22 protein-coding genes are annotated in these 24,194 nt (G+C 73.1%); 12 read left to right on the forward strand and 10 right to left on the reverse strand.

What is annotated here, in order from left to right; genetic code table 11:
• On the forward strand, positions 1-891 hold an 891-nt coding region (locus tag ACFWPI_RS04165), incomplete at its 5' end, for a carbohydrate binding domain-containing protein (RefSeq protein WP_380424569.1).
• Positions 892-1,065: 174 nt separating this feature from the next.
• Here ACFWPI_RS04165 and ACFWPI_RS04170 read toward each other — a convergent pair.
• The 6 genes from ACFWPI_RS04170 to ACFWPI_RS04195 form a co-directional block, all read right to left on the reverse strand.
• Entirely contained in the window at positions 1,066-2,358 is a 1,293-nt protein-coding gene (locus tag ACFWPI_RS04170) for a multidrug effflux MFS transporter (protein WP_363366938.1), read from the reverse strand.
• 276 nt (positions 2,359-2,634) lie between these two features.
• Positions 2,635-3,117 carry a hypothetical protein gene (locus ACFWPI_RS04175; protein ID WP_063349900.1) on the reverse strand — a complete coding sequence of 161 codons (483 nt, stop codon included), beginning with the start codon at positions 3,115-3,117 and terminating at the stop codon, positions 2,635-2,637.
• A gap of 432 nt (positions 3,118-3,549) precedes the next feature.
• Entirely contained in the window at positions 3,550-4,440 is an 891-nt protein-coding gene (locus ACFWPI_RS04180; protein ID WP_380369101.1) for an alkaline phosphatase family protein, read from the reverse strand.
• Positions 4,441-4,566: 126 nt separating this feature from the next.
• Positions 4,567-5,355 (reverse strand): ATP-grasp domain-containing protein, encoded by a 789-nt coding sequence (locus ACFWPI_RS04185; protein WP_363366934.1) that lies wholly within the window; start codon positions 5,353-5,355, stop codon positions 4,567-4,569.
• Positions 5,356-5,516: 161 nt separating this feature from the next.
• Positions 5,517-5,897 (reverse strand): hypothetical protein, encoded by a 381-nt coding sequence (locus ACFWPI_RS04190; protein ID WP_380369097.1) that lies wholly within the window; start codon positions 5,895-5,897, stop codon positions 5,517-5,519.
• Between the two features lie 63 nt (positions 5,898-5,960).
• Positions 5,961-7,139, reverse strand: coding sequence for an acyl-CoA dehydrogenase family protein (locus tag ACFWPI_RS04195; RefSeq protein WP_380369094.1), 1,179 nt, complete (start codon positions 7,137-7,139; stop codon positions 5,961-5,963).
• A 117-nt stretch (positions 7,140-7,256) separates the two neighbouring features.
• Between ACFWPI_RS04195 and ACFWPI_RS04200 the strand changes: the two genes are divergently transcribed.
• Entirely contained in the window at positions 7,257-7,796 is a 540-nt protein-coding gene (locus ACFWPI_RS04200; RefSeq protein WP_380369091.1) for a GNAT family N-acetyltransferase, read from the forward strand.
• A gap of 26 nt (positions 7,797-7,822) precedes the next feature.
• On the opposite strand, the gene ACFWPI_RS04205 is transcribed toward ACFWPI_RS04200, so the two are convergent.
• The gene (locus ACFWPI_RS04205; RefSeq protein ID WP_063349896.1) at positions 7,823-8,131 is read right to left on the reverse strand and encodes an AzlD domain-containing protein; all 309 of its coding nucleotides are present in this window, start codon (positions 8,129-8,131) and stop codon (positions 7,823-7,825) included.
• On the reverse strand, positions 8,131-8,961 hold the full coding sequence (locus ACFWPI_RS04210; RefSeq protein ID WP_380369088.1) for an AzlC family ABC transporter permease: 831 nt from the start codon (positions 8,959-8,961) through the stop codon (positions 8,131-8,133). Before ACFWPI_RS04210 ends, ACFWPI_RS04205 begins: the two co-directional genes overlap by 1 nt.
• 166 nt (positions 8,962-9,127) lie before the next feature.
• On the opposite strand from ACFWPI_RS04210, the gene ACFWPI_RS04215 reads away from it, so the two are divergent.
• On the forward strand, positions 9,128-9,709 hold the full coding sequence (locus ACFWPI_RS04215; protein WP_363367331.1) for a helix-turn-helix domain-containing protein: 582 nt from the start codon (positions 9,128-9,130) through the stop codon (positions 9,707-9,709).
• Between the two features lie 21 nt (positions 9,710-9,730).
• Here ACFWPI_RS04215 and ACFWPI_RS04220 read toward each other — a convergent pair whose 3' ends face one another.
• Entirely contained in the window at positions 9,731-11,554 is a 1,824-nt protein-coding gene (locus ACFWPI_RS04220; protein ID WP_380369085.1) for a cholesterol oxidase substrate-binding domain-containing protein, read from the reverse strand.
• A gap of 547 nt (positions 11,555-12,101) precedes the next feature.
• Here ACFWPI_RS04220 and ACFWPI_RS04225 point away from each other — a divergent pair.
• Positions 12,102-12,869 carry a carbon-nitrogen hydrolase family protein gene (locus tag ACFWPI_RS04225; RefSeq protein ID WP_380369082.1) on the forward strand — a complete coding sequence of 256 codons (768 nt, stop codon included), beginning with the start codon at positions 12,102-12,104 and terminating at the stop codon, positions 12,867-12,869.
• A 258-nt stretch (positions 12,870-13,127) separates the two neighbouring features.
• Positions 13,128-14,534 (forward strand): aspartate ammonia-lyase, encoded by a 1,407-nt coding sequence (locus tag ACFWPI_RS04230; RefSeq protein ID WP_063349891.1) that lies wholly within the window; start codon positions 13,128-13,130, stop codon positions 14,532-14,534.
• A 126-nt stretch (positions 14,535-14,660) separates the two neighbouring features.
• Here the strand turns inward: ACFWPI_RS04230 and ACFWPI_RS04235 are convergent, their stop codons facing one another.
• Complete coding sequence (locus tag ACFWPI_RS04235; protein WP_380369078.1) at positions 14,661-15,131, reverse strand: SPW repeat protein; 471 nt, start codon at positions 15,129-15,131, stop codon at positions 14,661-14,663.
• Positions 15,132-15,317: 186 nt separating this feature from the next.
• On the opposite strand from ACFWPI_RS04235, the gene ACFWPI_RS04240 reads away from it, so the two are divergent.
• The 7 genes from ACFWPI_RS04240 to fahA all read left to right on the forward strand — a co-directional run bounded on the left by ACFWPI_RS04240 (position 15,318) and on the right by fahA (position 24,147).
• A complete protein-coding gene (locus ACFWPI_RS04240) occupies positions 15,318-15,869 on the forward strand; it encodes a PadR family transcriptional regulator (RefSeq protein ID WP_380369075.1) in 552 nt (183 codons plus the stop codon).
• 162 nt (positions 15,870-16,031) lie between these two features.
• Positions 16,032-17,732: an acyl-CoA dehydrogenase family protein gene (locus tag ACFWPI_RS04245; protein WP_380369072.1), complete on the forward strand. Its 1,701-nt coding sequence runs from the start codon at positions 16,032-16,034 to the stop codon at positions 17,730-17,732.
• 147 nt (positions 17,733-17,879) lie between these two features.
• Positions 17,880-19,241, forward strand: coding sequence for a phosphoribosyltransferase family protein (locus ACFWPI_RS04250; RefSeq protein ID WP_380369070.1), 1,362 nt, complete (start codon positions 17,880-17,882; stop codon positions 19,239-19,241).
• Positions 19,242-19,447: 206 nt separating this feature from the next.
• Positions 19,448-20,662 carry a 4-hydroxyphenylpyruvate dioxygenase gene (hppD, locus tag ACFWPI_RS04255; RefSeq protein ID WP_063349886.1) on the forward strand — a complete coding sequence of 405 codons (1,215 nt, stop codon included), beginning with the start codon at positions 19,448-19,450 and terminating at the stop codon, positions 20,660-20,662.
• 160 nt (positions 20,663-20,822) lie between these two features.
• Positions 20,823-22,049, forward strand: a complete 1,227-nt coding sequence (locus tag ACFWPI_RS04260; RefSeq protein ID WP_063349885.1) for a homogentisate 1,2-dioxygenase — start codon at positions 20,823-20,825, stop codon at positions 22,047-22,049.
• Complete coding sequence (locus ACFWPI_RS04265; protein WP_380369065.1) at positions 22,046-22,927, forward strand: hypothetical protein; 882 nt, start codon at positions 22,046-22,048, stop codon at positions 22,925-22,927. Before ACFWPI_RS04260 ends, ACFWPI_RS04265 begins: the two co-directional genes overlap by 4 nt.
• Complete coding sequence (gene fahA, locus ACFWPI_RS04270; protein WP_063349883.1) at positions 22,924-24,147, forward strand: fumarylacetoacetase; 1,224 nt, start codon at positions 22,924-22,926, stop codon at positions 24,145-24,147. Before ACFWPI_RS04265 ends, fahA begins: the two co-directional genes overlap by 4 nt.
• Positions 24,148-24,194 lie beyond the last annotated feature (47 nt).

Genomic DNA, 24,194 nt, shown 5'->3' on the forward strand with positions numbered 1-24,194 from the left:
GTCAGCGGCGCCCCGGCCGGCGTCACCGCCACCGTCACCCCCGGCAGCGTCACCGCCGGCACCGGCGCCACCCTCAACATCGCCACCACCTCGGCGGTGGCGCCCGGGATTTACCAGCTGACGGTCACCGGCAGCGCGGCCTCCGGCAGTCACACCGGCGTCTTCACCCTGAACGTCACGGGCACCCAGCCCGGCAACGACTTCTCGGTCGCGGTGAACCCGAACTCCGGTACCGTGGCCGCCGGTTCGTCCACGTCCGCGGCCATCGCCACGGCGGTGACGGCGGGCTCGGCGCAGAACCTCAACCTGTCGGTCAGCGGCGCCCCGGCCGGCGTCACCGCCACCGTCACCCCCGGCAGCGTCACCGCCGGCACCGGCGCCACCCTCAACATCGCCACCACCTCGGCCGCCACGGCGGGCAGCTACCCGCTCACCGTGACCGCCACCGGGCCGTCCGGCACCCACACCGCCACGTACGCACTGACCGTCACCGGGACGACCCCGCCGCCCACCGGCCTGGTCAACGGCGGCCTGGAGACCGGCAGCCTCGCCCCGTGGACCTGCCAGAGCGGCGGCGCCGTGGTCTCCACCCCGGTCCACTCCGGGTCCTACGCGCTCCAGGCGGCGGCGACCGCCGGCCAGACCGGCGAGTGCTCGCAGACCGTCACGCTGAAGGCCAACACCAGCTACACGCTGAGTGGTTGGGTGCAGGGCAACTACGCGTACCTCGGCGTCAGCGGTGACGCCACCGCCAGCTCCTGGACCAACGCCTCCGGCTGGACCAAGCTGACCGTCCCCTTCACCACCGGCGCCTCCGGCACCGTCACCGTGTACCTGCACGGCTGGTACGGCCAGGGCAACGTCTTCGGCGACGACTTCTCGATCGCCTGAGCTGCGCTTGACGGCTGATGGCTGACGGCTGACGGTCAACAGGAAACGGATAACAGATAACAGCTGACAGATTTCATTATCTGTCAGCTGTTATCTGTTTGTTGTTCGCTGTTCGCTGTTCGCTGTTCGCTGTTCGCTGTTCGCTGTTCGTCGCCGGCTGGCGGCCGTCCGCCGTCAGCTCCCCGCCACCACCTCGGCCTCCGCCGCCTTCGTCCGCCCGGGCCGGCACAGCGTCACGTACGCCGCCATCGCCAGCACTCCGCTCGCCAGGACGACCACCGCCAGCAGCACCGCCGACGGCCGGCCGCCGAGACTGCTCAGCGGCGCGACCACCGCCCCGCACAGGAAGTTGCCGGTGCCGAGCAGCGCCGACGCCGTCCCGGCCGCCCGCGGCTCGACCAGACTGAGCGCCTGCGCGGCCGTGTTCGGCAGGACCACACCCATGCTGCCCATCATCACGAACAACGGCGGGCAGAACCCGACCAGCCCGAAGTCCCAGACCGCCGTCAGCAACACCAGCGCCACCCCGGCGACCACCGCCGTCGCCAGCCCGGCCAGCATCAGCCCCCGCGGAGCGAAGCGGCGCGCCAGTACCCGTCCGTTCAACTGCGTCATGACGACGATGGCCAGCGAGTTCGCCCCGAAGAGCAGGCTGTAGGTCTGCGGCGAGACCTGGTACACGTGCTGAAGCACCGTGGACGACCCGCTGATGTAGCCGAACAGCGCGCCGAAGGCGAAGGCGCTGGTCAGCGCCAGCCCGAGGAACGGCAGGTTGCGCAGCAACCGCCCCATCGTGCGCAGCGCCGCGCCCACCCCGCCGGTGCCCCGGGCCTGCGTCGGCAGCGTCTCGCGCAGCGCCCCGAAGGCGGCCAGGGTCAGGAGCAGCCCGAGCGCGGTCAGCGCGCCGAAGGTGCCGCGCCACGAGGTGAACCGCATCAGTTGCGCGCCGACGATCGGGGCGAGGATCGGCGCCAGCCCGGATATCAGCGCGATGGAGGCCAGGAACCGCAGCATCGCGACGCCCTGGAAGCGGTCCCGGGCGACGGCCCGGCCGATGACCAGCCCGGCGGATCCGGCCGCGCCCTGGATGAAGCGGGCGATGATCAGCACCGTCAGGCTCGGCGCGATCACGCACACCACGCTGGCCAGGGTGTAGAGGACGAGCCCCGCGAGCAGCGGCGGGCGGCGGCCGTAGCGGTCGCTGAGCGGTCCGAAGAGCAACTGCCCGGCCGCGACCCCGAACATGGAGAAGGTGAGGGTGAGCTGGACAGCGGCCGGTTCGGCGACCAGGTCGTCGGCGATCTCGGGCAGCCCTGGCAGGTAGAGGTCGGTGGTGAGCGGGCCGAGCGCCACGAGGCCGCCCAGGACGGCGATGGTGGCCCGGCCGGGGCGGGACTGGCCGGTGGTGGGGGCGGCGGAGGGAGCGGTCGACGTGTCGCCGGCAGGGCCGACGGTCGGGCCGGGCATGGGGCTCCTCACGGAACGGGGGACGGGACGGGGGCGGGACGGGTTTGTCCACGCCCCGTCCTATCGCAGCCCAGGCCGTTTCCGACAGCGGGGGTCCTCCCTCTGGTCCACCGTCGGCCACCCCGGCGGCACTCGCGCACGACGACGGCCCGCCCGCACCTGTCGGTGCCCGGCGGGCCGATCGGAGCCTGGCGGCGTACTCGGAGCCTCACGGCGTGCGCGGTGCACGACACCCGGCTCGGTGCACGGCACCCGGCTCAGTACACGACACCCGGCTCAGTGCTTGGTGGGCCGCTCCGAGCGCAGGGCCGCCTGCACCGCCGCGCCGTCCTGCCACGCGTAGAGCTGGTTGCCGGTGAGCGTCACGTTGTAGTGCCCGCAGGTGCCACTGGCCTTGGCCGCGACGCCCTCGGGGAACCAGCCGGCCTTGAGCGACAGCGGCACCGAGTGCGCGGACTTGCCGGGCAGGCCGGTGCTGCAGCCGACGGGCAGCCGTCCTTCCGGAAGGGTGGCGCGCAGCAGGCGGTCGTCGCCGGTGGTGGACATCAGGTACTTCACCGAGGAGGCGTTGTCGGGCAGCCAGGTCGGCATCGAACGGCGCTCGGCCTTGGCCTGGCTGCCGGTGTCGTAGGTGGCCTGCTCCTGGTGGCGTCCGTCGTACCAATCGGACACCCTCGGGCCGATTGCCACGGCGGCCACGGCGACGGCCATGCCGGTGCCCGCGACTCCCAGTGCGACCTTGCTCACGATGCCCTTCATGCCCGCCTGTCCTCTCCGTCTCCGGTTCCGGTCCGGTCGGCGAGGTCTGCCGTCCGGGTGTATCCATCGTGGCCCGTGCCGCGCCTCCGGAGCGTCACCACGAGGTCGCGATCTTGTCTCCATCCCACGGGGTACCGTCTCCACCTTCAGAGGTATGTCCAGCGACCCGGTCTCGGGGTTACACGGTGGGGCGCCCAGGCTGGCACACCGTCTTCAAGTGCCGCCCGGGCCTCGATCGAGCGTCACTCAAGCCGGTCTCCGGCGCAGCCCGGCCTGCTGCACCCGGATGCATCAGCGCGCCCCTGAGTCGTCGTCGGGCCCGGTGCCGGCAACGGTGCCGGCCGCTGGTCGGATCACTGGTCGGAACGCTGGTCGGAACGCTGGTCGGAACGCTGGTCGGAGCACCGGCCGGACCGCCGATCAGAGCACCGGTCAGATCGGTACCGACACCGCCTCCGGCACCGGCCGGGCGACCGGGAAGGGCCGGCCGTCGAGGGTCCAGTGCGGGTCGATGGGGCGCAGCAGCGAGGCGTACACCTGGGCGGCGACGTCCGGGTGGCGGATCTCCCCGGTGGGCGGGCCGGCCGGGATGCCGTGCCCGGCGCAGGCGACCCAGGCCGTGCGCTCCTCGACGGTGCGGCCGCCGTGGCCGCCGGCGTCGACGTGGCCGTGGTCGGTGACGACGATGACGGTCCACTGCTCGTCGGCGTGGTCGGCACGGCCGCGGACGGCGTCGAGCAGTCGGCCGAGGCGTTCGTCGGCGGTGCGCATGGCCGCCCGGTACTCGTCGCCGCAGCCGAGGAAGTGGGCGGTCTCGTCGACGGCGCCGAGGTAGACGAAGGAGGCTTCCGGGTCGGCGGTGCCCAGGACGTGGACGGCCTCGCGGGTGACCTCCTCGTCGACGGCCTCCCAGGCTTCGGGGGTGTCCTCGGTCGGGGCGATGTACGAGAGCCGGCCGGGGGCGCGGAACAGCGGGCCGCCGGACTCGTTGATCATCAGCGGGTCCCAGCCGGCCGCGACGAAGGTGCGGCGGCGGTCGCCGCGGGCGAGCCGGGTGGCGAAGTCGGGGAACACGTCGAGCCGGTTGCCGCCGAGGTGGTTGCCCCAGACACCGTGCTTGGCGGGCTCGACGCCGGTGACGATGGTGGCCCAGCACGGCCCGGACATGGTGGGCGTGGTGTCCGCGACGGTCACCGGCACCAGGAACCCGGCCTCGGCGAGTTCCTGGAGGCGCGGCATCGGCACGTGCTCCAGGTAGTCGTGGCGGACGCCGTCGATCCCGACGACGAGCACCCGGGGGCGGGGCCACTGGGCAGCGGACATGGCGGGGTTCCTTTCGGTCGTACACATCCGGCCGCGCCCGCCGAGGGCGCCGCCGACCGCGCCATGCTCCACCTCCCGCCGTACCGCCCGGCGTCCACCCGCCGAACGCGGGGTGTCCGCCGGGTGTCAGGCGGCCGTACGGACGAATCGGCGGTCGGCCTGGGCGAGTTGGGAGACCGGTCCGGCGGCGCGCAGCACGACGTCCAGGACGCGGTCCGGGTCGGCTGCGTAGCAGTGCGCGAACCACGGCAGGTTCGCCTCGACGACGGCCCAGTGCTCGGCCGGGTCGTACGGGTCCGCGATCGGGCCGACGTCCAGGGCGACGGCGCTGGGCAGGGTGTCGCCGACTGCCGCGAGCAGGCGCCGGGCGAAGGCGCCGGCCTCGGCGGTCAGCGGTGCCGGGTCGAGCCGGCCGAAGCGGGCGTAGCGGCTGCCGGTGAGCACCTCGCCGTCGCGGACGAACAGCCGGTACTCGGCGGCGAAGGTCACCGGCTCGCTGACCAGGACGGGCGTGTCGGGGCCGATCCGGTCGCCGGTGCGCGGCAGGCGGGTGCCGTCCGGGTAGACCGCGGGCGGGAGCGACTTGTCGGCGGGTGGCTTGACGAATGCCGGGCGGCGCAGCGTCCACGCCTCGGCGAGGGTGGTGAGCTCGATCCGGCGCCGGGTGAACTCCTCGGGCAGGCGGGTGAGCCAGTCGTCGTCGGGTTCGAGCAGGGCGAGGCCGAGCGGTCCGGCGATCCGGGCCGCGGAGAGCGGGCCGCCGTACCAGTGGACGGGCCGCCCCGCGAGGCGCTCGACCGTGGCCGGGCCGTCCAGGACGGCGGTGTCGAGGCCGCGCCGGGCGGCGGCCTGGGTGAGCAGCGCGGTGGTGCTGGTCCGCTGGGCGGAGCTGAGCAGCACGTGGTCCGTGCGCACCTCGCGCGCCGTCACTGCCGGGTGGGGCACGGTTGCGGGCGCCCCACCCGGGCCTTCCTCACCCGGGCGCGCACCAACCGGGCCCGGCGCGGCGGGGCGGACCTCACCCGGGCCCGGCGCGGCGGCGCGCCTCACGGCGGGGCCCGGCGCGGCGGGGCGCGTCACGACTGGGGGCGGAACTCGTGGACGACCTCGATGCGGCCGACGATGTTCCGGTTGAGCTCCGGCAACTCCTCGGCCGGGATCCAGAGTTCGAGGATCGTACGGCCGCCCGCCTGCCGCACCGGATAGCGGGCGAGGAAGGCGGTGTCGACCTCGAAGCGGGTGACGTAGCCGACGCCGGAGGCGGGGACGTTCCAGTCGCGGGCGATGCGGATCGCGTAGTCCTCGTTGAGGACGGGGTAGAAGATCGGCTGCTCGGGCAGCCGGGGCGGCCAGGCGCGCCGGCCGGACGCCTCGACCAGGGCCAGCTCCTCGGGGCCGGTGGGGCGCCAGAGGGTGGTGGTCGGGGCGGTGCCGGGCGTGGTGGGCTTGCTGTTCACGGTGGGCACGGTAGCCGGGCCGCGACGGTCCCGGCCACCGGAATTCCCGAGGTGGACGGCCCGTCAGTGGTAGGCGGACTCGCCCGTGATGGCCTCGCCCAGGATCAGGGTGTGGATCTCGCTGGTGCCCTCGTAGGTGAGCACCGACTCCAGGTTGTTGGCGTGCCGCAGCACCGGGTACTCGGTGGTGATGCCGTTGGCCCCGAGGACGGTCCGGGCGCTGCGGGCGATCTCCAGCGCCGTGCGGACGTTGTTGAGCTTGCCGAAACTGATGTGCGGCGGGCGGGCCGCGCCCTCCTCCTTGAGCCGGCCGATCCGCAGGGCGACCAGGTAGGCCTTCTCCACCTCCAGCATCATCTCGACGAGCTTGTGCTGGGTGAGCTGGAATCCGGCGATCGGGCGGTCGAACTGGATCCGGCTCTTCGCGTAGTCGAGGGCGGCGGTGTAGCAGTCGCGGGCGGCGCCGACGGTGCCCCAGAGGATGCCGTAGCGGGCCTCGTTGAGGGAGGAGAGCGGTCCGCGCAGGCCGGTGACGCCCGGCAGGACGGCGTCGGCGGGCAGCACCACCTCGTCGAAGGCGAGTTCGCTCGTGACGGAGGCGCGCAGGGAGAGCTTGCCGTGCACGTCGGTGGCGGTCAGGCCGCGCGCTCCGCGCTCGACCAGGAAGCCGCGCACGCCCTCCTCGGTCTGCGCCCAGACGACGGCGACGTCGGCGATGCTGCCGTTGGTGATCCACATCTTGCTGCCGGAGAGCACCCAGTCGCCGCCCTTGCGCACCGCGCGGGTCCGCATGTTCGCCGGGTCGGAGCCGAAGTCCGGCTCGGTGAGGGCGAAGCAGCCGATCAGCTCACCCGCGGCCATGCCGGGCAGCCAGCGCTGCTTCTGCTCCTCGGAACCGAAGGCGTGGATCGAACGCATCGCGAGCGAGCCCTGCACCGAGACGAAGCTGCGCAGCCCGGAGTCGGCCGCCTCCAGCTCCATGCAGGCGACCCCGTACGCCACCGCGCCGGCGCCCGCGCAGCCGTAGCCGTCGAGGTGCATGCCGAGCACGCCGAGGGCGCCGAGTTCGGGGGCGAGTTCGCGGGCCGGGAAGGCGCCGCGTTCGAACCAGTCGCCGATGTGCGGGCGGATCCGCTCCTCGGTGAACCTCCGGACGGTGTCGCGGATCAGCCGCTCCTCGTCGGAGAGCAGGTCGCCGACGGCGAGCAGGTCGGACGGGTCGATCCGGGTCGGCTTCGTCATCGAAGCTCCTTGTAGTGTCGGCGGGATATCGACGGGATCCCGGTCTCGGCGCAGTACCGGCGAGTATGGCGCAACCACCCGGGCGGCGGGCGGGCGCGAGCGAGTGAGGAAGACGACATGGCGGGCGAGGCGTACGCGGTCGGTCAGGTGACGGCGGAGGAGCTGGACGGCGCGGCGGAGGAACTGGCCGGGCTGCTGGTGGACACCGTCCACGGTGGCGGGTCGCTCGGCTTCCTCGCGCCGCTGGGGCGGGCCGAGGCCGTCGCGTGGTGGCAGGCGCTCGCCCCGGAGGTCGCGGCGGAGCGGCTGCTGCTGTGGACGGTCCGGGCGCAGGCCGACGGGCGGCTCGCCGGGACGATCCAGCTGCGCCCGGCGGCGCCCGCGAACGGGCGGCACCGGGGTGAGGTCGCCAAGCTGATGGTGCATCCGGCGGACCGGGGGCAGCGGCTGGCCGGGCGACTGCTGGCGGTGCTGGAGGAGCGGGCGGCCGAGCTGGGGCTGCGGCTGCTGGTGCTGGACACCGAGACGGGCAGCCCGGCCGAACGGCTGTACGAGGCGGCCGGGTGGACCCGGGTCGGTTCGGTGCCGGACTACGCGACCGACCCCTCGGGGGTCGCGCACCCGACGACGATCTTCTTCAAGGCGCTGGGCGGCTGACGGGCGCGCCGCTCACCCCACCCCGCTCACCCCACCCCGCACAGCCGCAGCAGCGCCGTCGTCGCCGCGCCCGCGACCACCACCGCCGGAAACGGCGCCCGCCGCAGCGCGAGCACACCGGCGACCAGGACGCCGGCCGGACGGGCCCAACCGGCGAAGCCCTGGCCCTGGGTGAGGGCACCGGTGGCGACCAGCGCCACCAGCAGGACGGCCGCGGCGACGGCGAGCAGGTGCCGCACGCGCTCCGAGAGGGCGAGCCGGTGGCCGAGCAACGGCCCGGCAAGGCGGAAGGCGTACGTCCCGACGGCCAGCAGCAGCACGGCGTACAACGGCATCATCGGGCTTCCTCCCGCTCGATCACCGGGACGCCCGGTTCCTCGACCGACGCCCCATTCCGCGACGCCTGCGGCTCCCGCAACTGCAGCGAGTTCTGCGGCTCCCGCACCTCACGCCCCTCCCGCACCTCGCGACCCTCGCGACCGTCACGCCCCTCGCGCGTTCCGGGCCTCCCGGCGAACAACAGCCCGACGAGGGCGAGCAGGACGGGCAGCCCCGCCGGGACGAACGGCGTGGCCGCGACCGCGACGACGGCGCCGGCCACGGCGGCGGTACGGACCCGGCGGTCCGCGAGCGAGGGCAGCACGAGCGCGAGCAGCACGGCGGGGAAGGCCGCGTCGAGGCCCAGCGCGTCCGTGTCCCCGATCAGCCCTCCGGCCAGGGCCCCGAGCACCACCGAGACGTTCCACACCACGAACAACGCCAGTCCGCAGAGCCAGAACGCGGCCCGTCGCCGCCGCCCGTCGTCCTGTCGCAGGACGAACGCGGCGGTCTCGTCGGTGATCAGCTGCGCGCCGAACAGCCGCCGCCACCACGGGCCGTCGAGCACGTCGGCCACGGCGAAGCCGAAGGGCAGCAGCCGGGCGTTGAGCACCAGTCCGGTGGCGACGGCGGCGAGCGCACCGCCACCGGACAGCACCACACCGACCGCCGCGAACTGGGAGCCGCCCGCGAAGACCAGGACGGAGAGCGCGACCGGCACCCACAGGGGCAGGCCGCCGGAGGCGCTGATCGCGCCGAAGGAGGCGCCGACGAGTGCGTCGGCGAGGCAGACGAGAGCGATGTCCCGAAGGGTGGCATGCTCCAGTGTTCGGAGTAGCGAACGCATGTCCACCAGCGTGAACCCATCGCCCGTCGTTCGTCAAGGCGAACGATTGGACCGACAGGGCGAACGACGGGCAGGTGCGGACAGCCGCCCTCACGAGTGGCAGCATGAACGGCACCAGCCGCACGGGGGCCGGAGAAGGAACCAGGAGAGAGCGTGAGTGGCAAGCATGAGTGACCGGACCACCCCGAGCGCGGGTTCCGGCGCGGATCTGATCGGCCTGATCTCCGTCTCCATCCGGCGCGAGCGCGAACGCGGCGGGCTGTCGATGGCGGAGCTGGCCCGACGCGCGGGCATCGCCAAGTCGACGCTCTCCCAGCTGGAGTCGGGCGCGGGCAACCCGAGCGTGGAGACGCTCTGGGCCCTCGCCGTCGCGCTGAACGTGCCGTTCAGCCGCCTGGTCGACCCTCCGCGCCCGGCGGTCAAGGTGATCCGGGCCGGCGAGGGCCCGGTGACCCACTCCGAGCGCGCCGACTACGCGGCGACCGTGCTGTCCTCCTGCCCGCCGAACGCCCGGCGCGACATCTACCGGATCGAGGCGCAGCCGGGCGAGACCCGGGCCTCCGACCCGCACATGCCCGGCACCGTCGAGCACGTGCTGGTCGGCTCGGGCCGGGCGCTGGCCGGGCCGACGGAGGCCCCGGTCGAGCTGGGCCCGGGCGACTACGTGAGCTACCCGGGCGATGCCCCGCACGTCTTCCGCGCCCTGGCGCCGGACACCCTCGCGGTGATCGTCATGGAGCACATCTGACGATCCGTCAAATGTGCTCCACTACTTCAACAGCCCGTCCAGGAAGGGGTTTCCGAACACCCGGTGCGGGTCGTGCCGGTCCAGGACGGCGACCGCCTCGTCCCAGCCCGGCCCGCCACCATCGCGCAGGCTCGCGGGGATGACCCGACCGAGCAGGTCCGGGTCGGACCAGGCCGCGTCGGCGGTGTACGCCCAGCCCTTGGACCACTCGACCCGCAAGCCCGCCCGGGTGCCGTCGAAGGTGCGCAGCAGCCACTGCTCCAGGTCGCGGGCGAAGCGTTCCAGCCCCGGGGTGCCGGGGAAGGCCAGGACGTCGAGCCAGATCGCGGTGTCCCACTCCGGGCGGTCCGCCCGAGGACGCAGCGCGGACAGCAGCGGCGGCCGCGCGCCGGGGACGCCGGAGGAGGTCGGGTCGTCCACGCCGGTGACCCGGATCTCCACCGCGCCGTTCACCGGGAACTCCCCCCGGGCCTGGTAGTCGGCCAGCAACTTCCGGTAGTAGGCGGCGAATTCGCTGACCACCCACTGGAGGTCGGCACGCTTGGCGAGGACCGCGTAACCGTTGGCGGTGACCCGCAGGGTGGTGGGTCGGACGTACTGCAGCAGGCTGCGCGACGGGCCCCAGAGGTCGGAGCGCAGGCCACCGGCGAGCAGGTGGGTGATCAGGTCGCCGCTGAGCAGGTCGCGCAGCAGTCCGCCGGAGAGGAGGACGTCCGTGAGGTCACCGGTGAGCGCCACCTTGGCGATCAGGTACTGGAGTTGGCCGAACAGCGGGGCCGATCCCCAGGCGCCGGCGAGGATCTGGCCGGCGAGCCGGGCGACCGGTTCCGGAATGCTGTCCGAGAAGGGGTAGTTGTAGGGCTGGTCGACGGGCAGGGAGCCCAGCGGCTTGGCCGGGGCGACGCTCCAGGTCTTCAGCCAGGGGTACTCGGTGTAGGCGAACCAGATCGCCTCGACCCGGCCGTCGCGCTCGACGAAGTCGGCGAGGGTGCGCGGGCCGCCACCGCCGAGCAGGCCACCCAGGAGCCCGCCGCCCAGGATCCCACCGCCGCCTCCGGTGCCGGGGCGGGCGAACAGTTCACTGGCCGGGATGTCGAGACGGCTGACGCAGCGCAGCGGCCGGTCCGCGCCGGCCCGCAGCACGACCTCGGTGAGGAAGGCGCGGCCCAGGTGCACCAGGAAGGCGGCGCTGTCGGCCTCCGCGCGCTCGAAGGTGCGCAGCGTGTAGCGGCCGGTGGCCGGGTCGAGGACGACGGCGGTGAGCCGGACGACCTGGTTGCTGACCGAGCCGTAGCCGTGCCCCTCCGGCCGGAGTTCGTGGGCGGCGGGTACGGCGGTGCCGTGGCCGCCGATGGCGAGCACCCCGCCGACGGTGAGTTCGCCGGGTGCCGGGCACGCGGTCAGGCCGAGGCCCCGGCCGGCCAGGTGGGCGAGCAGGTCCTCCATGGTGGCGCCGGTCTGGACCCGGACGGTGGTCGGCGAGTCGGCGGTCATCGCGGTGAGGTGGCGGCTGGTGTCCACGAGCAGGACGCGGGCGCTGTCCGGGGTCCCGTTGGCGACGGTGAGCGGCGCCCAGGTGTGCCGGTAGCCGGTGGCGCGCAGGCGCCAGCCGTTGGCGTGCGCCCAGTCGGCGAGCGCCGGCACCTCCTCGGGCGTGCGGGGCGCGCAGGTCCACAGCTGGTCGGTGCGGATCTCGCCGGACCAGTTCTGGAAGACCCGCTGGTACAACTCGGTGCCGGCGGGCAGGCCGGGCGGCACCGGGGTGGCCGCCTCGGCGCTGTCCGGGCCGATGGTGCCGCGCAGCAGCCAGGCCGCGCCGCCCAGGGCGGCCGAGGCGCCGAGCATCTGCCGCCTGGTGAGGCCGCCGCCCCTGGCGTTTCCACGGCCCTTCCCGCGCCCGTTCCCCGCGTCCGCGTCCGTGTCCGCGTCCGGGGCCGTGTCCGCGTCCGGGGCCGTCCTCGGCTCCGTCCCCGACTCCGTCCCCGGGTCCGTCCCCCCGCGGTCTTCCGTGCCCCCGGTCATGCCCCGCCCTGTCGTCGTCATGAGTCCGCCCCCACTAGCCGGTCACCCGCGCCGAGCGGCGGTGATGCCGCGCAGCGATGATGCCGAGCAGCAGCAGTGATGCCGAGCAGCGGCGATCCGGGTGGGGCCGGTGTGAATCCGGCCTGGGCAGGAGCGTACGAAGTGGCGTACGGCAGTTTGAAGCACTCCACGCAGCTATTCATCCATTCGGGTGATCATGTTCCGGGCCGCGGCCACTCCGGGCGCAGCGCGGAGCGGTGCGTGCGTCCGCCCCGGGCGGCTCCGTCCCGGCTGCCACGCGAAACCCTTGTCCACCGCCCGGACCTGCGCATACGTTGATCTTTTCCACCTCGTGCCCGGAGACACCGCCATGCCCGCACCCCTGATCGCCGCCACCACCGCCACCGCCGCCCCCACTGCCACCGTCACCGTGGCCGTCGCCCAGCCCGCCTGCGCCGACGCCGGCCGCCCGGACACCGTGGCCGTGAACGTCGAACGGCACGCGCAGACCGTACGGGAGGCCGCCGCGCGCCTGGTGGTGTTCCCCGAGCTGTCCCTGACCGGTTACGACCTGGCCGCACCCGCGCTCGGCCCGGCCGATCCGCGCCTCGCCCCGCTGGTCGCCGCCTGCGCCGCGACCGGCACGACCGCCCTGGTCGGCGCGCCGGTCACCGAGCCCGACGGGGGCGAGTCCATCGCCACCCTGGCCGTCACCGGTGAAGGCGCCGCCGTCGTGTGCCGGAAGACGCGGCTGCACGGCGCCGAGCACGACCGGTTCACCCCCGGCCACGGGCCCGCCGTCCTGGAACTGGACGGCCTGCGGTTCGGCCTCGCGATCTGCGCCGACGCCGCCGATCCCGCGCACGCCGAGGAGACCGCCGCGCTCGGCATCGACGCCTACGTCGCCTCCACCCTGTACGGCGCGGGGCCCGCGCAGGCCGCCCGCCGGGACGGGCACCTCCGCGACCGCGCCGCCACCCACGGGGTGTGGGCCGTGCTGGCCACTTCCGCCGGGGCGAGCGGCGAGCAGCCGCAGACCTCGGGCGGCTCCGGCTTCTGGGCGCCGGGCGGCGCCCTGGTCGCCCAGGCCGGCACCGCGCCGGGCGAACTGGTCCGCGCCGAACTGCCCCGGCGGTAACGACGGGCGCGGCCGGGCTGTCCCGGCGGTAACGACCGGACGCGACGGTAACGACCGGGTGCGGCCGGGCGGACCCGGCGGCAACGACGGGCGCGGCCCGGCCGTAACCGTGGATGCGGCCGGGCCGGAACGGCGAGCGTGGCCGGGCTGCAACACCGGATGCGGCCGGGCGGAAATACCCGGGGCCCGCGCGCGGCTGTGGTGATCGGAGACCGCTCGGGGCCGGACCACCGGCCCGTTCAGGAGGTGCAGCGCGTGATGGGTGACGAGCAGGAGAACCAGCGGGAGTACCGCGTCGAGCACGACTCGATGGGCGAGGTCCGGGTGCCGGCCGCCGCGAAGTGGCAGGCGCAGACGCAGCGGGCGGTGGAGAACTTCCCGGTGTCCGGCCAGCGGCTGGAGCGCGCGCACATCGCCGCGCTGGCCGGGATCAAGGCCGCCGCGGCCCGGGTGAACGCCCGTCTCGGCGTCCTGGACGAGGACACGGCGGCGGCGATCGCGGCGGCGGCCGAGGAGGTCGCCGAAGGGCGGTGGGACGACGAGTTCCCGGTGGACGTGTTCCAGACCGGTTCGGGCACCTCGTCCAACATGAACGCCAACGAGGTGATCGCCACCCTGGCCGCCGAGCGGCTGGGCCGCCCGGTCCACCCGAACGACCACGTGAACGCCAGCCAGTCGTCCAACGACGTCTTCCCGTCCTCGATCCACATCGCCGCCACCGCCGCCGTCACGCACGACCTGATCCCGGCGCTGGAGCACCTGGCGGAGGCGCTGGAACGCAAGGCCGCCGAGTTCGCGCAGGTGGTCAAGTCGGGCCGGACGCACCTGATGGACGCCACGCCGGTCACCCTCGGCCAGGAGTTCGGCGGCTACGCCGCTCAGGTGCGGCACGGGCGGGAGCGGCTGCTGGCGACGCTCCCCCGGGTCGCCGAACTGCCCCTCGGTGGCACGGCGGTGGGCACCGGGATCAACACCCCGCCGGGGTTCCCGGCGGCGGTGATCGAGGAGGTCGCCCGCACCACCGGCCTGCCGCTGACCGAGGCCCGGGACCACTTCGAGGCGCAGGGCGCCCGCGACGCCCTGGTCGAGCTGAGCGGGCAACTGCGCACGGTGGCCGTCGGCTTCACGAAGATCGCGAACGACCTGCGGTGGATGGGCTCGGGCCCGCGCACCGGCCTCGGCGAGATCAACCTGCCGGACCTGCAACCCGGTTCGTCGATCATGCCGGGCAAGGTGAACCCGGTGCTCCCCGAGGTGGTGCTGATGGTCGCCGCCCAGGTGGTCGGCAACGACGCGACGGTCACCCTGGCCGGCGCGAGCGGCAACTTCGAGCTGAACGTGATGCTCCCGGTGCTCGCCCGCAACGTGCTGGAGTCGGTGAGGCTGCTCGCCAACAGCGCCCGGCTGCTCGCGGACCGGACGGTGGACGGCATCACCGCCAACGTCGAACGGGCCCGGGAGTACGCGGAGTCCTCCCCCTCGGTGGTCACCCCGCTGAACCGCTACCTCGGGTACGAGGAGGCGGCGAAGGTCGCCAAGCAGGCGCTGGCCGAACGGAAGACGATCCGACAGGTCGTGCTGGAGCACGGCTACGTGGAACAGGGCAAGCTCACCCGGGAACAGCTCGACGAGGCCCTGGACGTCCTGCGGATGACCCGCCCGTGACGGCCACCCACCCGCCCATGACGGCCAACGACCCACCCGTGACGGCCGCGGCTCCCTGACGACGTGCGCCGGGGCGCGGAGGACGGTTCGGCCCTCCACGCCCCGGGACGCGGACTGTCAGTGACGTCAGCTCTTGGCGCGGCCGGCCCGGCCGAGCCGCATCGCTGCTCCGTTCGCCGTGATCGTGGCCATCGAGATCGCCGCGAGACCGAGCAGGAACATCACGGCACCGACGATGACGCAGGTGACGATGTTCCTGCCCTGCGCGGCCGATCCGGAGACGAGCCAGGGAGAGACGATCGTCCACGCGCCGAGCACGGTGGCCGCCCAGGCCCTCGCGTGGGTGCGCTCGTAGGCCGACCCGTATCCCGCCATCAGCACGCAGTAGGCCAGGCCGACGATCAGGCAGGTCACGGTCAGCGTGTTGAAGGCGGTGAAGCCGACGATCCATGGCGATGCCGCCAGGAACAGGCCGGCCAGCACGGCCAGGGCCTCCGTGGCCTGGGCGCGCGGGGTCGAGGTGATCCGCTCGTAGTGCTCCCGGAGTTCGACGATGTCCGGGTGATGCTCCATGCCCATCGGAATCTGGGTAGACACCGATACCACCTCCTATGGTTCGGAACATGGAGGGCTCTTGCCCCGTACCCATTCTGGCGCTTCTCCGATGATTTGCGCCTTTTGGCCGCAAATGATCGATAACCATCCGATCACGCCGGTGACCTGCGTCTCACCACTCCGGACCCCCATTGCCTATGCAATTCGTTGCATAGCAGGATGCGGGACATGGCACTGGAGCACGCGATCCTCGTCTCACTGCTGGAGCAGCCGGGCTCGGGCTACGAACTGGCCCGGCGCTTCGACCGCTCCATCGGACGCTTCTGGACCGCCACCCACCAGCAGATCTACAAGGTGCTGCGACGGATGGAGGCCGACGGCTGGGTCGCCGCCGAGGAGGTCGCCCAGGACGGCCGGCCGGACAAGAAGGTCTACTCGGCGGCCGACGCCGGACGGGCCGTGCTCGCCGACTGGCTGCGCGAACCGGTCGAGCCGGAGTCCGTCCGACACGAGCTCGCGGTCAAGATCCGCGCCGCCGCCTTCGACGACCCGGCCGCGCTGATCTCCGAGGTCGAACGGCACCGCGAGAGCCACGCCGCCCTGCTCGCCCGCTACCTGCACGGCGAGCAGCGCGACTTCCCCGACCTCACCGCGCTCGACACCCGGCAGGAGCTCCAGCACGTGGTGCTGCGCGGCGGCATCGAGTACGAGCGGATGACCCTCGCCTGGCTCGACGACGTGCTCGCCACCCTGCACCGCCTCGCCGCGGGTGACGGGTGACGGGTCACAGATGACGGGTGACAGATAACAGAATCTGAACGCTGAAATCTGAAATCTGTCAGTTGTCATCTGTTCGCTGTTCGCTGTTCGCTGTCACCCGCCAGCCACCACCCACCAGCCCCCACCCGCCGCCTCCTCACCCTCGACCCCCGGGAGCCCGTGATGCTCTTCAACCCGCGTACGTACGACCCCGCGCAGTTCGACGAGCCGACCCGCCGGCTGCTGCGCGCGACCGTGGACTGGTTCGAGTCCCGCGGCAAGAAGGCGCTGATCGACACCTACGTCGACCGCACCTGGTACGCCGACTTCCTCGAATTCGCCGCCGAGGAGGGCCTGTTCGCGGAGTTCCTGACCCCGTCCGCGGCCGACCCGGGCAAGCGCTGGGACACCTCCCGGATCGCCGAGCTGAACGAGATCCTGGGCTTCTACGGCCTCGGCTACTGGTACACCTGGCAGGTCACCATCCTCGGCCTCGGGCCGGTCTGGCAGAGCAAGAACGAGGCCGTCCGGGCCCGCGCCGCCAAGCTCCTGACGGAGGGTCATGTCATGGCGTTCGGGCTCTCCGAGCGCACCCACGGCGCCGACATCTACTCCACCGACATGATCCTCACCCCGGACGGCGAGGGCGGTTTCACCGCGACCGGCTCCAAGTACTACATCGGCAACGGCAACGTGGCCGGCCTGGTCTCGGTGTTCGGCCGCCGCTCCGATGTCGAGGGCCCCGAGGGCTACGTCTTCTTCGCCGCCGACAGCCGCCACGACGCGTACCACCTGGTCAAGAACGTCGTGAATGCCCAGATGTACGTCAGCGAGTTCCGGCTGGAGGGCTATCCGGTGCGCGCCGAGGACGTGCTGCACACCGGGCAGGCCGCCTTCGACGCCGCGCTGAACACCGTCAACGTCGGCAAGTTCAACCTCTGCACGGCCTCGGTCGGCATCTGCGAGCACGCGATGTACGAGGCCGTCACGCACGCCCACAACCGGGTGCTGTACGGCCGGAAGGTCACCGACTTCCCCCACGTGCGGCGGGAGTTGACCGACGCGTACGCCCGCCTGGTGGCGATGAAGATGTTCAGCGCGCGGGCCGTGGACTACTTCCGCACCGCCTCCCCCGAGGACCGCCGCTACCTGCTGTTCAACCCGATGACCAAGATGAAGGTCACCACCGAGGGCGAGAAGGTCATCGACCTGATGTGGGACGTCATCGCGGCCAAGGGCTTCGAGGCGGACACCTACTTCGACAAGGCGGCGAAGGACATCCGCGGCCTGCCGAAGCTGGAGGGCACCGTCCACGTCAACCTGGCGCTGATCCTCAAGTTCATGGGCAACTACCTGTTCGCCCCGAGCGACTACGCCCCGGTGCCGACCCGGCTGGACGCCACCGATGACGCCTTCCTTTTCCGCCAGGGTGCGGCCCGCGGCCTCGGCGCGATCCGTTTCCACGACTGGCGCACCGCGTACGACCGCCACACCCAGCTGCCGAACGTCGCCCGCTTCCGCGAACAGGCCGACGGCTTCTGCGAGTTGCTCCTCAGCTACGCGCCGAGCAAGGAGCAGCAGGCGGACCTGGACTTCCTGCTGGAGATCGGCCAGCTGTTCGCGCTGATCGTCTACGGCCAGCTGGTGCTGGAGCAGGCGGAGCTGACCGGCCTGGACGAGGACGTCCTGGACCAGATCTTCGACGCGCTGGTCCGCGACTTCTCCGCGCACGCGACCGAGCTGCACGGCAAGGCCTCGACGACCCCGGAGCAGGCCGCCTGGGCGTTGGCGAACGTGCGCCGGCCGGTCGCCAACGCGGAGCGGGCCGCCGCCGTGTGGGCCCGGGTCGAGGAGCTGTCGGGCGCGTACGAGATGCGGCCGTAGCCGCCGCGCAGAACGAGGAACGAGCCCGGGGGTGCGGGCCGGGAATACGGGCCGCCCCCTCGGCCCCCCGGCCCGCACCCCAGGCCCGCGCCCTCGGTGCCCCGCCCGACGCCGCCCGGACGTACCGTGGAACACGGAGGGCGCGTCATGCACGGCACCGGGACCCACTTCACCGACCGGACCGACGCGGGCCGGCGGCTGGCCGCCCGCGTGGGCCACCTGTGCGGCGCCGACACCGTGGTGGTGGCCCTGCCCAGGGGCGGGGTTCCGGTGGCCGCCGAGGTGGCGGCCGCGCTCGGCGCTCCGCTGGACATCTGCGTGATCCGCAAGCTCGGCGTGCCCTACCAGCCCGAGCTGGGCATGGGGGCGATCGGCGAGGACGGCGTCCGGGTGCTGAACGAGCAGGTCATCCGGCTGGCCGGGGTCGGCGACGACCAGCTGGCCGCCGTGGAACGGCGCGAGCGCACCGAGTTGGAGCGCCGGGCCCGCCGCTACCGGGGCGGCCGCCCGCCCGCCGACCTGCGCGGCCGCACGGTGATCGTGGTGGACGACGGCGTCGCCACCGGCTCCACCGCCCGGGCCGCCTGCCGGATCGTCCGGGCCCGGGGCGCGGCCCGGGTGGTGCTCGCCGTCCCGGTGGCCCCGGCGGACTGGACGGAGCGCCTGTCCGAGGTCGCCGACGAGCTGGTCTGCGTCGGTACGCCGTCGCCGTTCTTCTCAATCGGCGAGTTCTACGGGGACTTCGCGCAGACCGGCGACGAGGAGGTCCTGCGGCTGCTCGCCGAGGCCGCGGGCGGGCGCGCGCCAGGGCCGGTGGGCGTGGACCGCGAGCTGGTCCTGCGCGCCGCCGGTGTGCGCCTCGCCGGCCGGCTGACCGTCCCCGCCGCACCGAGCGGCATCGTGCTCTTCGCGCACGGCAGCGGCAGCGGCCGGCGCAGCCCGCGCAACCGGCACGTCGCCCGGTACCTGAACCGCTCCGGGCTTGCCACGCTGCTGTTCGACCTGCTCACCGAGGCCGAGGAGCCGGACCGCCGCAAGGTGTTCGACGTCGGTCTGCTCGGTGACCGGCTGACCGCCGTCGCCGAGGAGCTGGGCCGGCTGGAGGAGGCCCGCGGCCTGCCGCTCGGCCTCTTCGGCGCCAGCACCGGCGCCGCGGCCGCGCTGCACACCGCCGCCGCCCTGCACACCGCCACCTCGCTCGGGCCCGCCGTCGGCGCGGTGGTCTCCCGCGGCGGGCGCCCCGACCTCGCCGGTCCCGACGTCCTGGGCCGGGTGAGCGCCCCGACGCTGCTCGTGGTCGGCGGCCTGGACACCACCGTGATCGACCTGAACCGGCGGGCCCGGACCCGGCTGCACTGCGTGAGCGAACTGGCGGTGGTGCCGGGTGCGGGCCATCTGTTCGAGGAGCCGGGCACGTTGGACCAGGTCGCCGAGCTCGCCGGGGCCTGGTTCCTGCGCCACCTCGCCCCGCCCGGGACCGTCCAGGAGCCGGTGTCGCGGACCCCGTGAACCGGCCCCGATCGGCAGCACATTTTGCGCAGCCGAATGCGGGATTTCCTGATCAGCTTGTACACATTGAACAGTGAAATCCCGACCTGTTGCCCAGCCACCCGGACAGGAGCAAGCTCTCCGCCAGCCGCACCGCCCACCCGTTCGCGGCGCGGCCGCCTCAAGCGGACGCCTCAGAGCCGAGGCCAAAAGTGGAGGAACGACCGATGACCCCGCAGTCCCACGCCCTTGAGCTGACCCCCGAGGAGCGCGAGGCCGGCCTCGACGCCGACCAGCTGCGCCGCCTCGTCGGCCTCGTCGAGCACGACCCGGCCACCGACCCGTTCCCCGTCACCGCGCAGGACGCGGTCGTCTTCGTGGTCGGCAACGCCACCCAGACGGCCCAGTTCTACCAGGCCGTGTTCGGCATGGAGCTGGTCGCCTACTCCGGCCCGGAGACCGGCCGTCGTGACCGCAAGGCCTTCGTGCTCCGCTCCGGCTCCTGCCGCTTCGTGATCAAGGGCGGGGTGCTGCCGGACAGCCCGCTGCTGGACCACCACCGCCGCCACGGCGACGGCGTCGTCGACCTGGCCCTGGAGGTCCCGGACGTCGACAAGTGCATCGCGCACGCCCGCGCCACCGGCGCGACCGTCCTGGAGGAGCCGAACGACGTCTCCGACGAGAACGGCACCGTGCGCCGCGCGGCCATCGCCACCTACGGCGAGACCCGCCACACCCTGATCGACCGCTCCCGCTACCACGGCCCCTACCTGCCGGGGTACATCACCGCGCAGAGCAAGGTCCAGCACCCGGAGGGCTCGCCCAAGCGCCTGTTCCAGGCCCTCGACCACGCCGTCGGCAACGTCGAGCTGGGCCGGATGGACGAGTGGGTTTCGTTCTACAACCGGGTCATGGGCTTCGTGAACATGGCCGAGTTCGTCGGCGACGACATCGCCACCGACTACTCCGCCCTGATGTCCAAGGTCGTCGCCAGCGGCAACCACCGGGTGAAGTTCCCGCTCAACGAGCCGGCCATCGCCAAGAAGCGGTCGCAGATCGACGAGTACCTGGAGTTCTACACCGGCCCCGGCTGCCAGCACATGGCGCTCGCCACCAATGACATCCTCACCACCGTCGACGTGCTGCGCTCGCGCGGCGTGGAGTTCCTCAACACCCCCGACTCGTACTACGACGACCCGGAGCTGCGCGCCCGGATCGGCAAGGTGCGGGTGGACATCAACGAGCTGAAGTCGCGCGGCATCCTGGTCGACCGCGACGAGGACGGCTACCTGCTGCAGATCTTCACCAAGCCGATCGGCGACCGCCCCACCGTCTTCTACGAGTTCATCGAGCGGCACGGTTCGCTGGGCTTCGGCAAGGGCAACTTCAAGGCGCTGTTCGAGGCGATCGAGCGCGAGCAGGACGCCCGCGGCAACCTGTGAGTGCTGGGGAGCCCTGAGCACGGGGAGTCCTGAACACGGGGGAACCCCGGGTGCTGAGCAGCTCTGAGTACTGAGAAGCTCTGAGCACCGGGGAACTCTGAGCACGGTCGGGCGTACCGTGAGGACGGTCGGCTGAGCACGGTCGAGGAGGAGCAGGGAGATGGCGTACTACCGGCAGCTGGGCAGCATCCCGCCCAAGCGGCACACCCAGCACCGCACACCCGAAGGCGGGCTGTACTACGAGGAGTTGATGGGCGAGGAGGGGTTCTCGTCGGACTCCTCGCTGCTCTACCACCGGGGCATCCCCTCGGCCGTCGTGAACGCGGTGCCGTGGGAGCTGCCGGACCAGTCCACGGTGCCCAACCACCCCCTGCTCCCCCGCCACCTCAAGCTGCACGAGCTGTTCGCGGACCAGGAATGGAAGTCCGCGGACGTCGTCGGCAGCCGCCGCCTGGTCCTCGGCAACGGCGACGTGCGGATCTCGTACGTCGCCGCCGGGGCCCCGAGCGAGCTGTACCGCAACGGGCTCGGTGACGAGTGCGTGTACGTGGAGTCCGGCTCCGGCACGGTCGAGACGGTCTTCGGCTCGATCGAGGTCGGCCAGGGCGACTACGTGATCATCCCGCGCGCCACCACCCACCGCTGGGTGCCGGCCGGGGACGAACCGCTGCGCGCGTACTGCATCGAGGCGAACAGCCACATCACCCCGGCCAAGCGCTACCTCTCCAAGTACGGGCAGCTGCTGGAGCACGCGCCGTACTGCGAGCGGGACTTCCGCGGCCCGGTCGGCCCGCTGGTCGTCGACGCCGACGGGGATGCCGCCGGGGACGCCTCCGGAGACGTCGACGTGCTGGTCAAGCACCGCGGCCCGAACGGTGTCTCGGGCACCCGCTACACCGTGCCGCACCACCCCTTCGACGTGGTCGGCTGGGACGGCTGCCTGTACCCGTACGCCTTCAACATCCGAGACTTCGAACCGATCACCGGCCGGGTCCACCAGCCGCCGCCGGCCCACCAGGTGTTCGAGGGCAACGGCTTCGTGATCTGCAACTTCGTTCCCCGCAAGGTGGATTACCACCCGCTGTCGATCCCGGTGCCGTACTACCACGCCAACGTGGACAGCGACGAGGTCATGTTCTACTGCGGCGGCGACTACGCGGCCCGCAAGGGCTCGGGCATCGGCCAGGGCTCGATCTCGCTGCACCCCGGCGGGCACACCCACGGGCCGCAGCCGGGCGCGTACGAGCGCAGCATCGGTGTGGAGTTCTTCGACGAACTCGCCGTCATGGTGGACACGTTCCGCCCGCTGGAGCTCGGCGAGGGCGGCCGGGCCGGCGAGGACGGCAACTACGCCTGGACCTGGGCCGGTCGGGGGCCCGGGCGATGAGCGCCGCCTCGTCCGCCGTGACCAACCGGACGGGCCCCGGGGCGATCCCCGAGCTGTTCCACGGGCTCTTCGACGACGCCGCGGTGTTCCCCCCGGGGAACCTGCCGGTCGCCGAGGCGGTGCCCGCGCACCGCGGGCACCGCGCGGCCTGGTACGCCGAGGCGGTCGGCCCGCTCCTGTGCGGGGCGGGCCGGCTGGGCGAGTTGGCCGCGGCGGCTTCGGGCGGCGCGCCGCTCAGGGTCGGGCTCGTACTGCCGGGGGGCAGTGCCGAGCTCGGCCCGGCGCTCGCCGCCGCCGCACCCTTCGAGGTGGCCGGCGTCGAACTCGCCGTCCGGGACGCCGCCGAGGCGGTCGCCGCCCTGGACCGGCTGCTGCCGCCGAACGTCCCGGCCGCCGTCGAGCTGCCGCGCGAACTCCTGCGCGGCGACGGCCTGGACGAGGTGCTGGACGTGCTCGTCGACAGCCCCTACCGGGCGAAGTTCCGCACCGGCGGGGTGGTGGCCGAGGCGTTCCCGGACGAGGAGGAGCTGGCCGCCTTCCTCACCGGCTGCGCCCTGCGCGGGCTGCCGTACAAGTGCACCGCCGGACTGCACAACGCCGTCCGGCACACCGACCCGGCCACCGGCTTCGAGCACCACGGTTTCCTCAACGTGCTGCTGGCCGCGCAGGAGACCGACCGGGCCGCAGCAGCGGCGGTACTGGCGGAGCGCGACGGCTCGGTGCTGGCCAAGGCCGCCCATGTACTGACCGATCGTCAGATCACGGTGATCCGGAACTCGTTCACCGCGTTCGGCACGTGCAGCATCGCCGAGCCCCTGGACGACCTGGCCGCGCTCGGCCTGCTGCCGTCCACGTCACAGCCCCAGGAGGACCGTTGAGCACCACCCCCCGCAGCTGGCTCGCCAGCGCCCAGGACTCGCCGTTCGGCGTGCACAACCTGCCGTACGGCGTGTTCACCGCCGCCGACCAGCCCGGCCGGCGCCGGATCGGCGTGCGCGTCGGGGACTTCGTGCTGGACGCCGCGGCGGCCGCCCGGGCCGCCGGGGCGCCGTCCGTGCTGCTGGCCGCGGACTCGCTCAACCCACTGCTGGCGGCAGGGCGTTCGACCTGGACGCAGGTCCGGGCCGACCTCACCCGATGGCTGACGGACGAGTCCTACCGCGAGGCGCTGTCGCCTGCGCTGCTGCCGGCGGGCGAGGTCCAGCTGCACCTGCCGTTCGAGGTCGCCGACTACGTCGACTTCTACGCCTCCGAGCACCACGCCACCAACCTGGGCCGGATCTTCCGCCCGGGCTCGGAGCCGCTCACCCCCAACTGGAAGCACCTGCCCATCGGTTACCACGGGCGGGCCGGCACGGTGGTCGTCTCCGGCACCCCGGTGGTGCGGCCCCACGGGCAGCGCAAGGCGCCCGCCGACCCGGCGCCGTCGTTCGGGCCGACCCGGCGGCTGGACATCGAGGCGGAGGTCGGCTTCGTCGTCGGCACCCCGTCCGAGCTGGGCCGACCGGTCGTCCTGGACGACTTCCGCGAGCACGTGTTCGGCGTCTGCCTGGTCAACGACTGGTCCGCACGCGACATCCAGGCCTGGGAGTACGTGCCGCTCGGCCCGTTCCTCGGCAAGTCCTTCACCACCTCCGTCTCCCCGTGGATCGTCCCGCTGGACGCCCTGCAGCACGCCCGGGTCGCGCCGCCCGAGCGCGACGTCGAGCCGCTGGCGTACCTGGACGACCGCGACGGCGAGCCGTGGGGACTGGACCTGGCGCTGGAAGTCCGGCTGAACGGGCACCTGGTGTCCCGGCCGCCGTTCGCCTCGATGTACTGGACGGCACAGCAGCAGCTCACCCACATGACGGTCAACGGTGCCTCGCTGCGCACCGGCGACCTGTTCGCCTCGGGCACCGTCAGCGGGCCGGAGCCGGAAACCCGCGGCGCGCTGATCGAGCTGACGTGGAACGGCGAGGAGCCGCTGAAGCTCCCGGACGGCACCACCCGGACGTTCCTGGAGGACGGCGACGAGGTCACCATCACCGCCACCGCGCCGGGGCCGGAGGGCGCCGTCATCGGGTTCGGCGAGGTGACGGGGCGGGTCCAGCCGTAGCGGGCCCGCAGCCGCCGGCCGACAACTGACGGCAAACAGATAACAGA

The organism is Kitasatospora sp. NPDC058492 (genome assembly GCF_042720685.1).
In the GTDB taxonomy this organism is placed as follows: Bacteria; Actinomycetota; Actinomycetes; order Streptomycetales; family Streptomycetaceae; genus Kitasatospora.

Bases quoted from the DNA above. Each gene is read 5' to 3' on its own strand.
- ACFWPI_RS04220 (WP_380369085.1), bottom strand. From the start codon at position 11,554: ATGCTCGGCGCCTCGGCCGCCCTGGGCGGCGCGGCCTGGCTGCTGCGC.
- ACFWPI_RS04230 (WP_063349891.1), top strand. From the start codon at position 13,128: ATGGGTGACGAGCAGGAGAACCAGCGGGAGTACCGCGTCGAGCACGAC.
- ACFWPI_RS04195 (WP_380369094.1), bottom strand. From the start codon at position 7,139: ATGACGAAGCCGACCCGGATCGACCCGTCCGACCTGCTCGCCGTCGGC.
- ACFWPI_RS04215 (WP_363367331.1), top strand. From the start codon at position 9,128: ATGAGTGACCGGACCACCCCGAGCGCGGGTTCCGGCGCGGATCTGATC.
- ACFWPI_RS04200 (WP_380369091.1), top strand. From the start codon at position 7,257: ATGGCGGGCGAGGCGTACGCGGTCGGTCAGGTGACGGCGGAGGAGCTG.
- ACFWPI_RS04250 (WP_380369070.1), top strand. From the start codon at position 17,880: ATGCACGGCACCGGGACCCACTTCACCGACCGGACCGACGCGGGCCGG.
- ACFWPI_RS04240 (WP_380369075.1), top strand. From the start codon at position 15,318: ATGGCACTGGAGCACGCGATCCTCGTCTCACTGCTGGAGCAGCCGGGC.
- ACFWPI_RS04260 (WP_063349885.1), top strand. From the start codon at position 20,823: ATGGCGTACTACCGGCAGCTGGGCAGCATCCCGCCCAAGCGGCACACC.
- hppD (WP_063349886.1), top strand. From the start codon at position 19,448: ATGACCCCGCAGTCCCACGCCCTTGAGCTGACCCCCGAGGAGCGCGAG.
- ACFWPI_RS04180 (WP_380369101.1), bottom strand. From the start codon at position 4,440: ATGTCCGCTGCCCAGTGGCCCCGCCCCCGGGTGCTCGTCGTCGGGATC.
- ACFWPI_RS04265 (WP_380369065.1), top strand. From the start codon at position 22,046: ATGAGCGCCGCCTCGTCCGCCGTGACCAACCGGACGGGCCCCGGGGCG.
- ACFWPI_RS04170 (WP_363366938.1), bottom strand. From the start codon at position 2,358: ATGCCCGGCCCGACCGTCGGCCCTGCCGGCGACACGTCGACCGCTCCC.
- ACFWPI_RS04245 (WP_380369072.1), top strand. From the start codon at position 16,032: ATGCTCTTCAACCCGCGTACGTACGACCCCGCGCAGTTCGACGAGCCG.
- ACFWPI_RS04175 (WP_063349900.1), bottom strand. From the start codon at position 3,117: ATGAAGGGCATCGTGAGCAAGGTCGCACTGGGAGTCGCGGGCACCGGC.
- ACFWPI_RS04210 (WP_380369088.1), bottom strand. From the start codon at position 8,961: ATGCGTTCGCTACTCCGAACACTGGAGCATGCCACCCTTCGGGACATC.
- ACFWPI_RS04205 (WP_063349896.1), bottom strand. From the start codon at position 8,131: ATGCCGTTGTACGCCGTGCTGCTGCTGGCCGTCGGGACGTACGCCTTC.
- ACFWPI_RS04225 (WP_380369082.1), top strand. From the start codon at position 12,102: ATGCCCGCACCCCTGATCGCCGCCACCACCGCCACCGCCGCCCCCACT.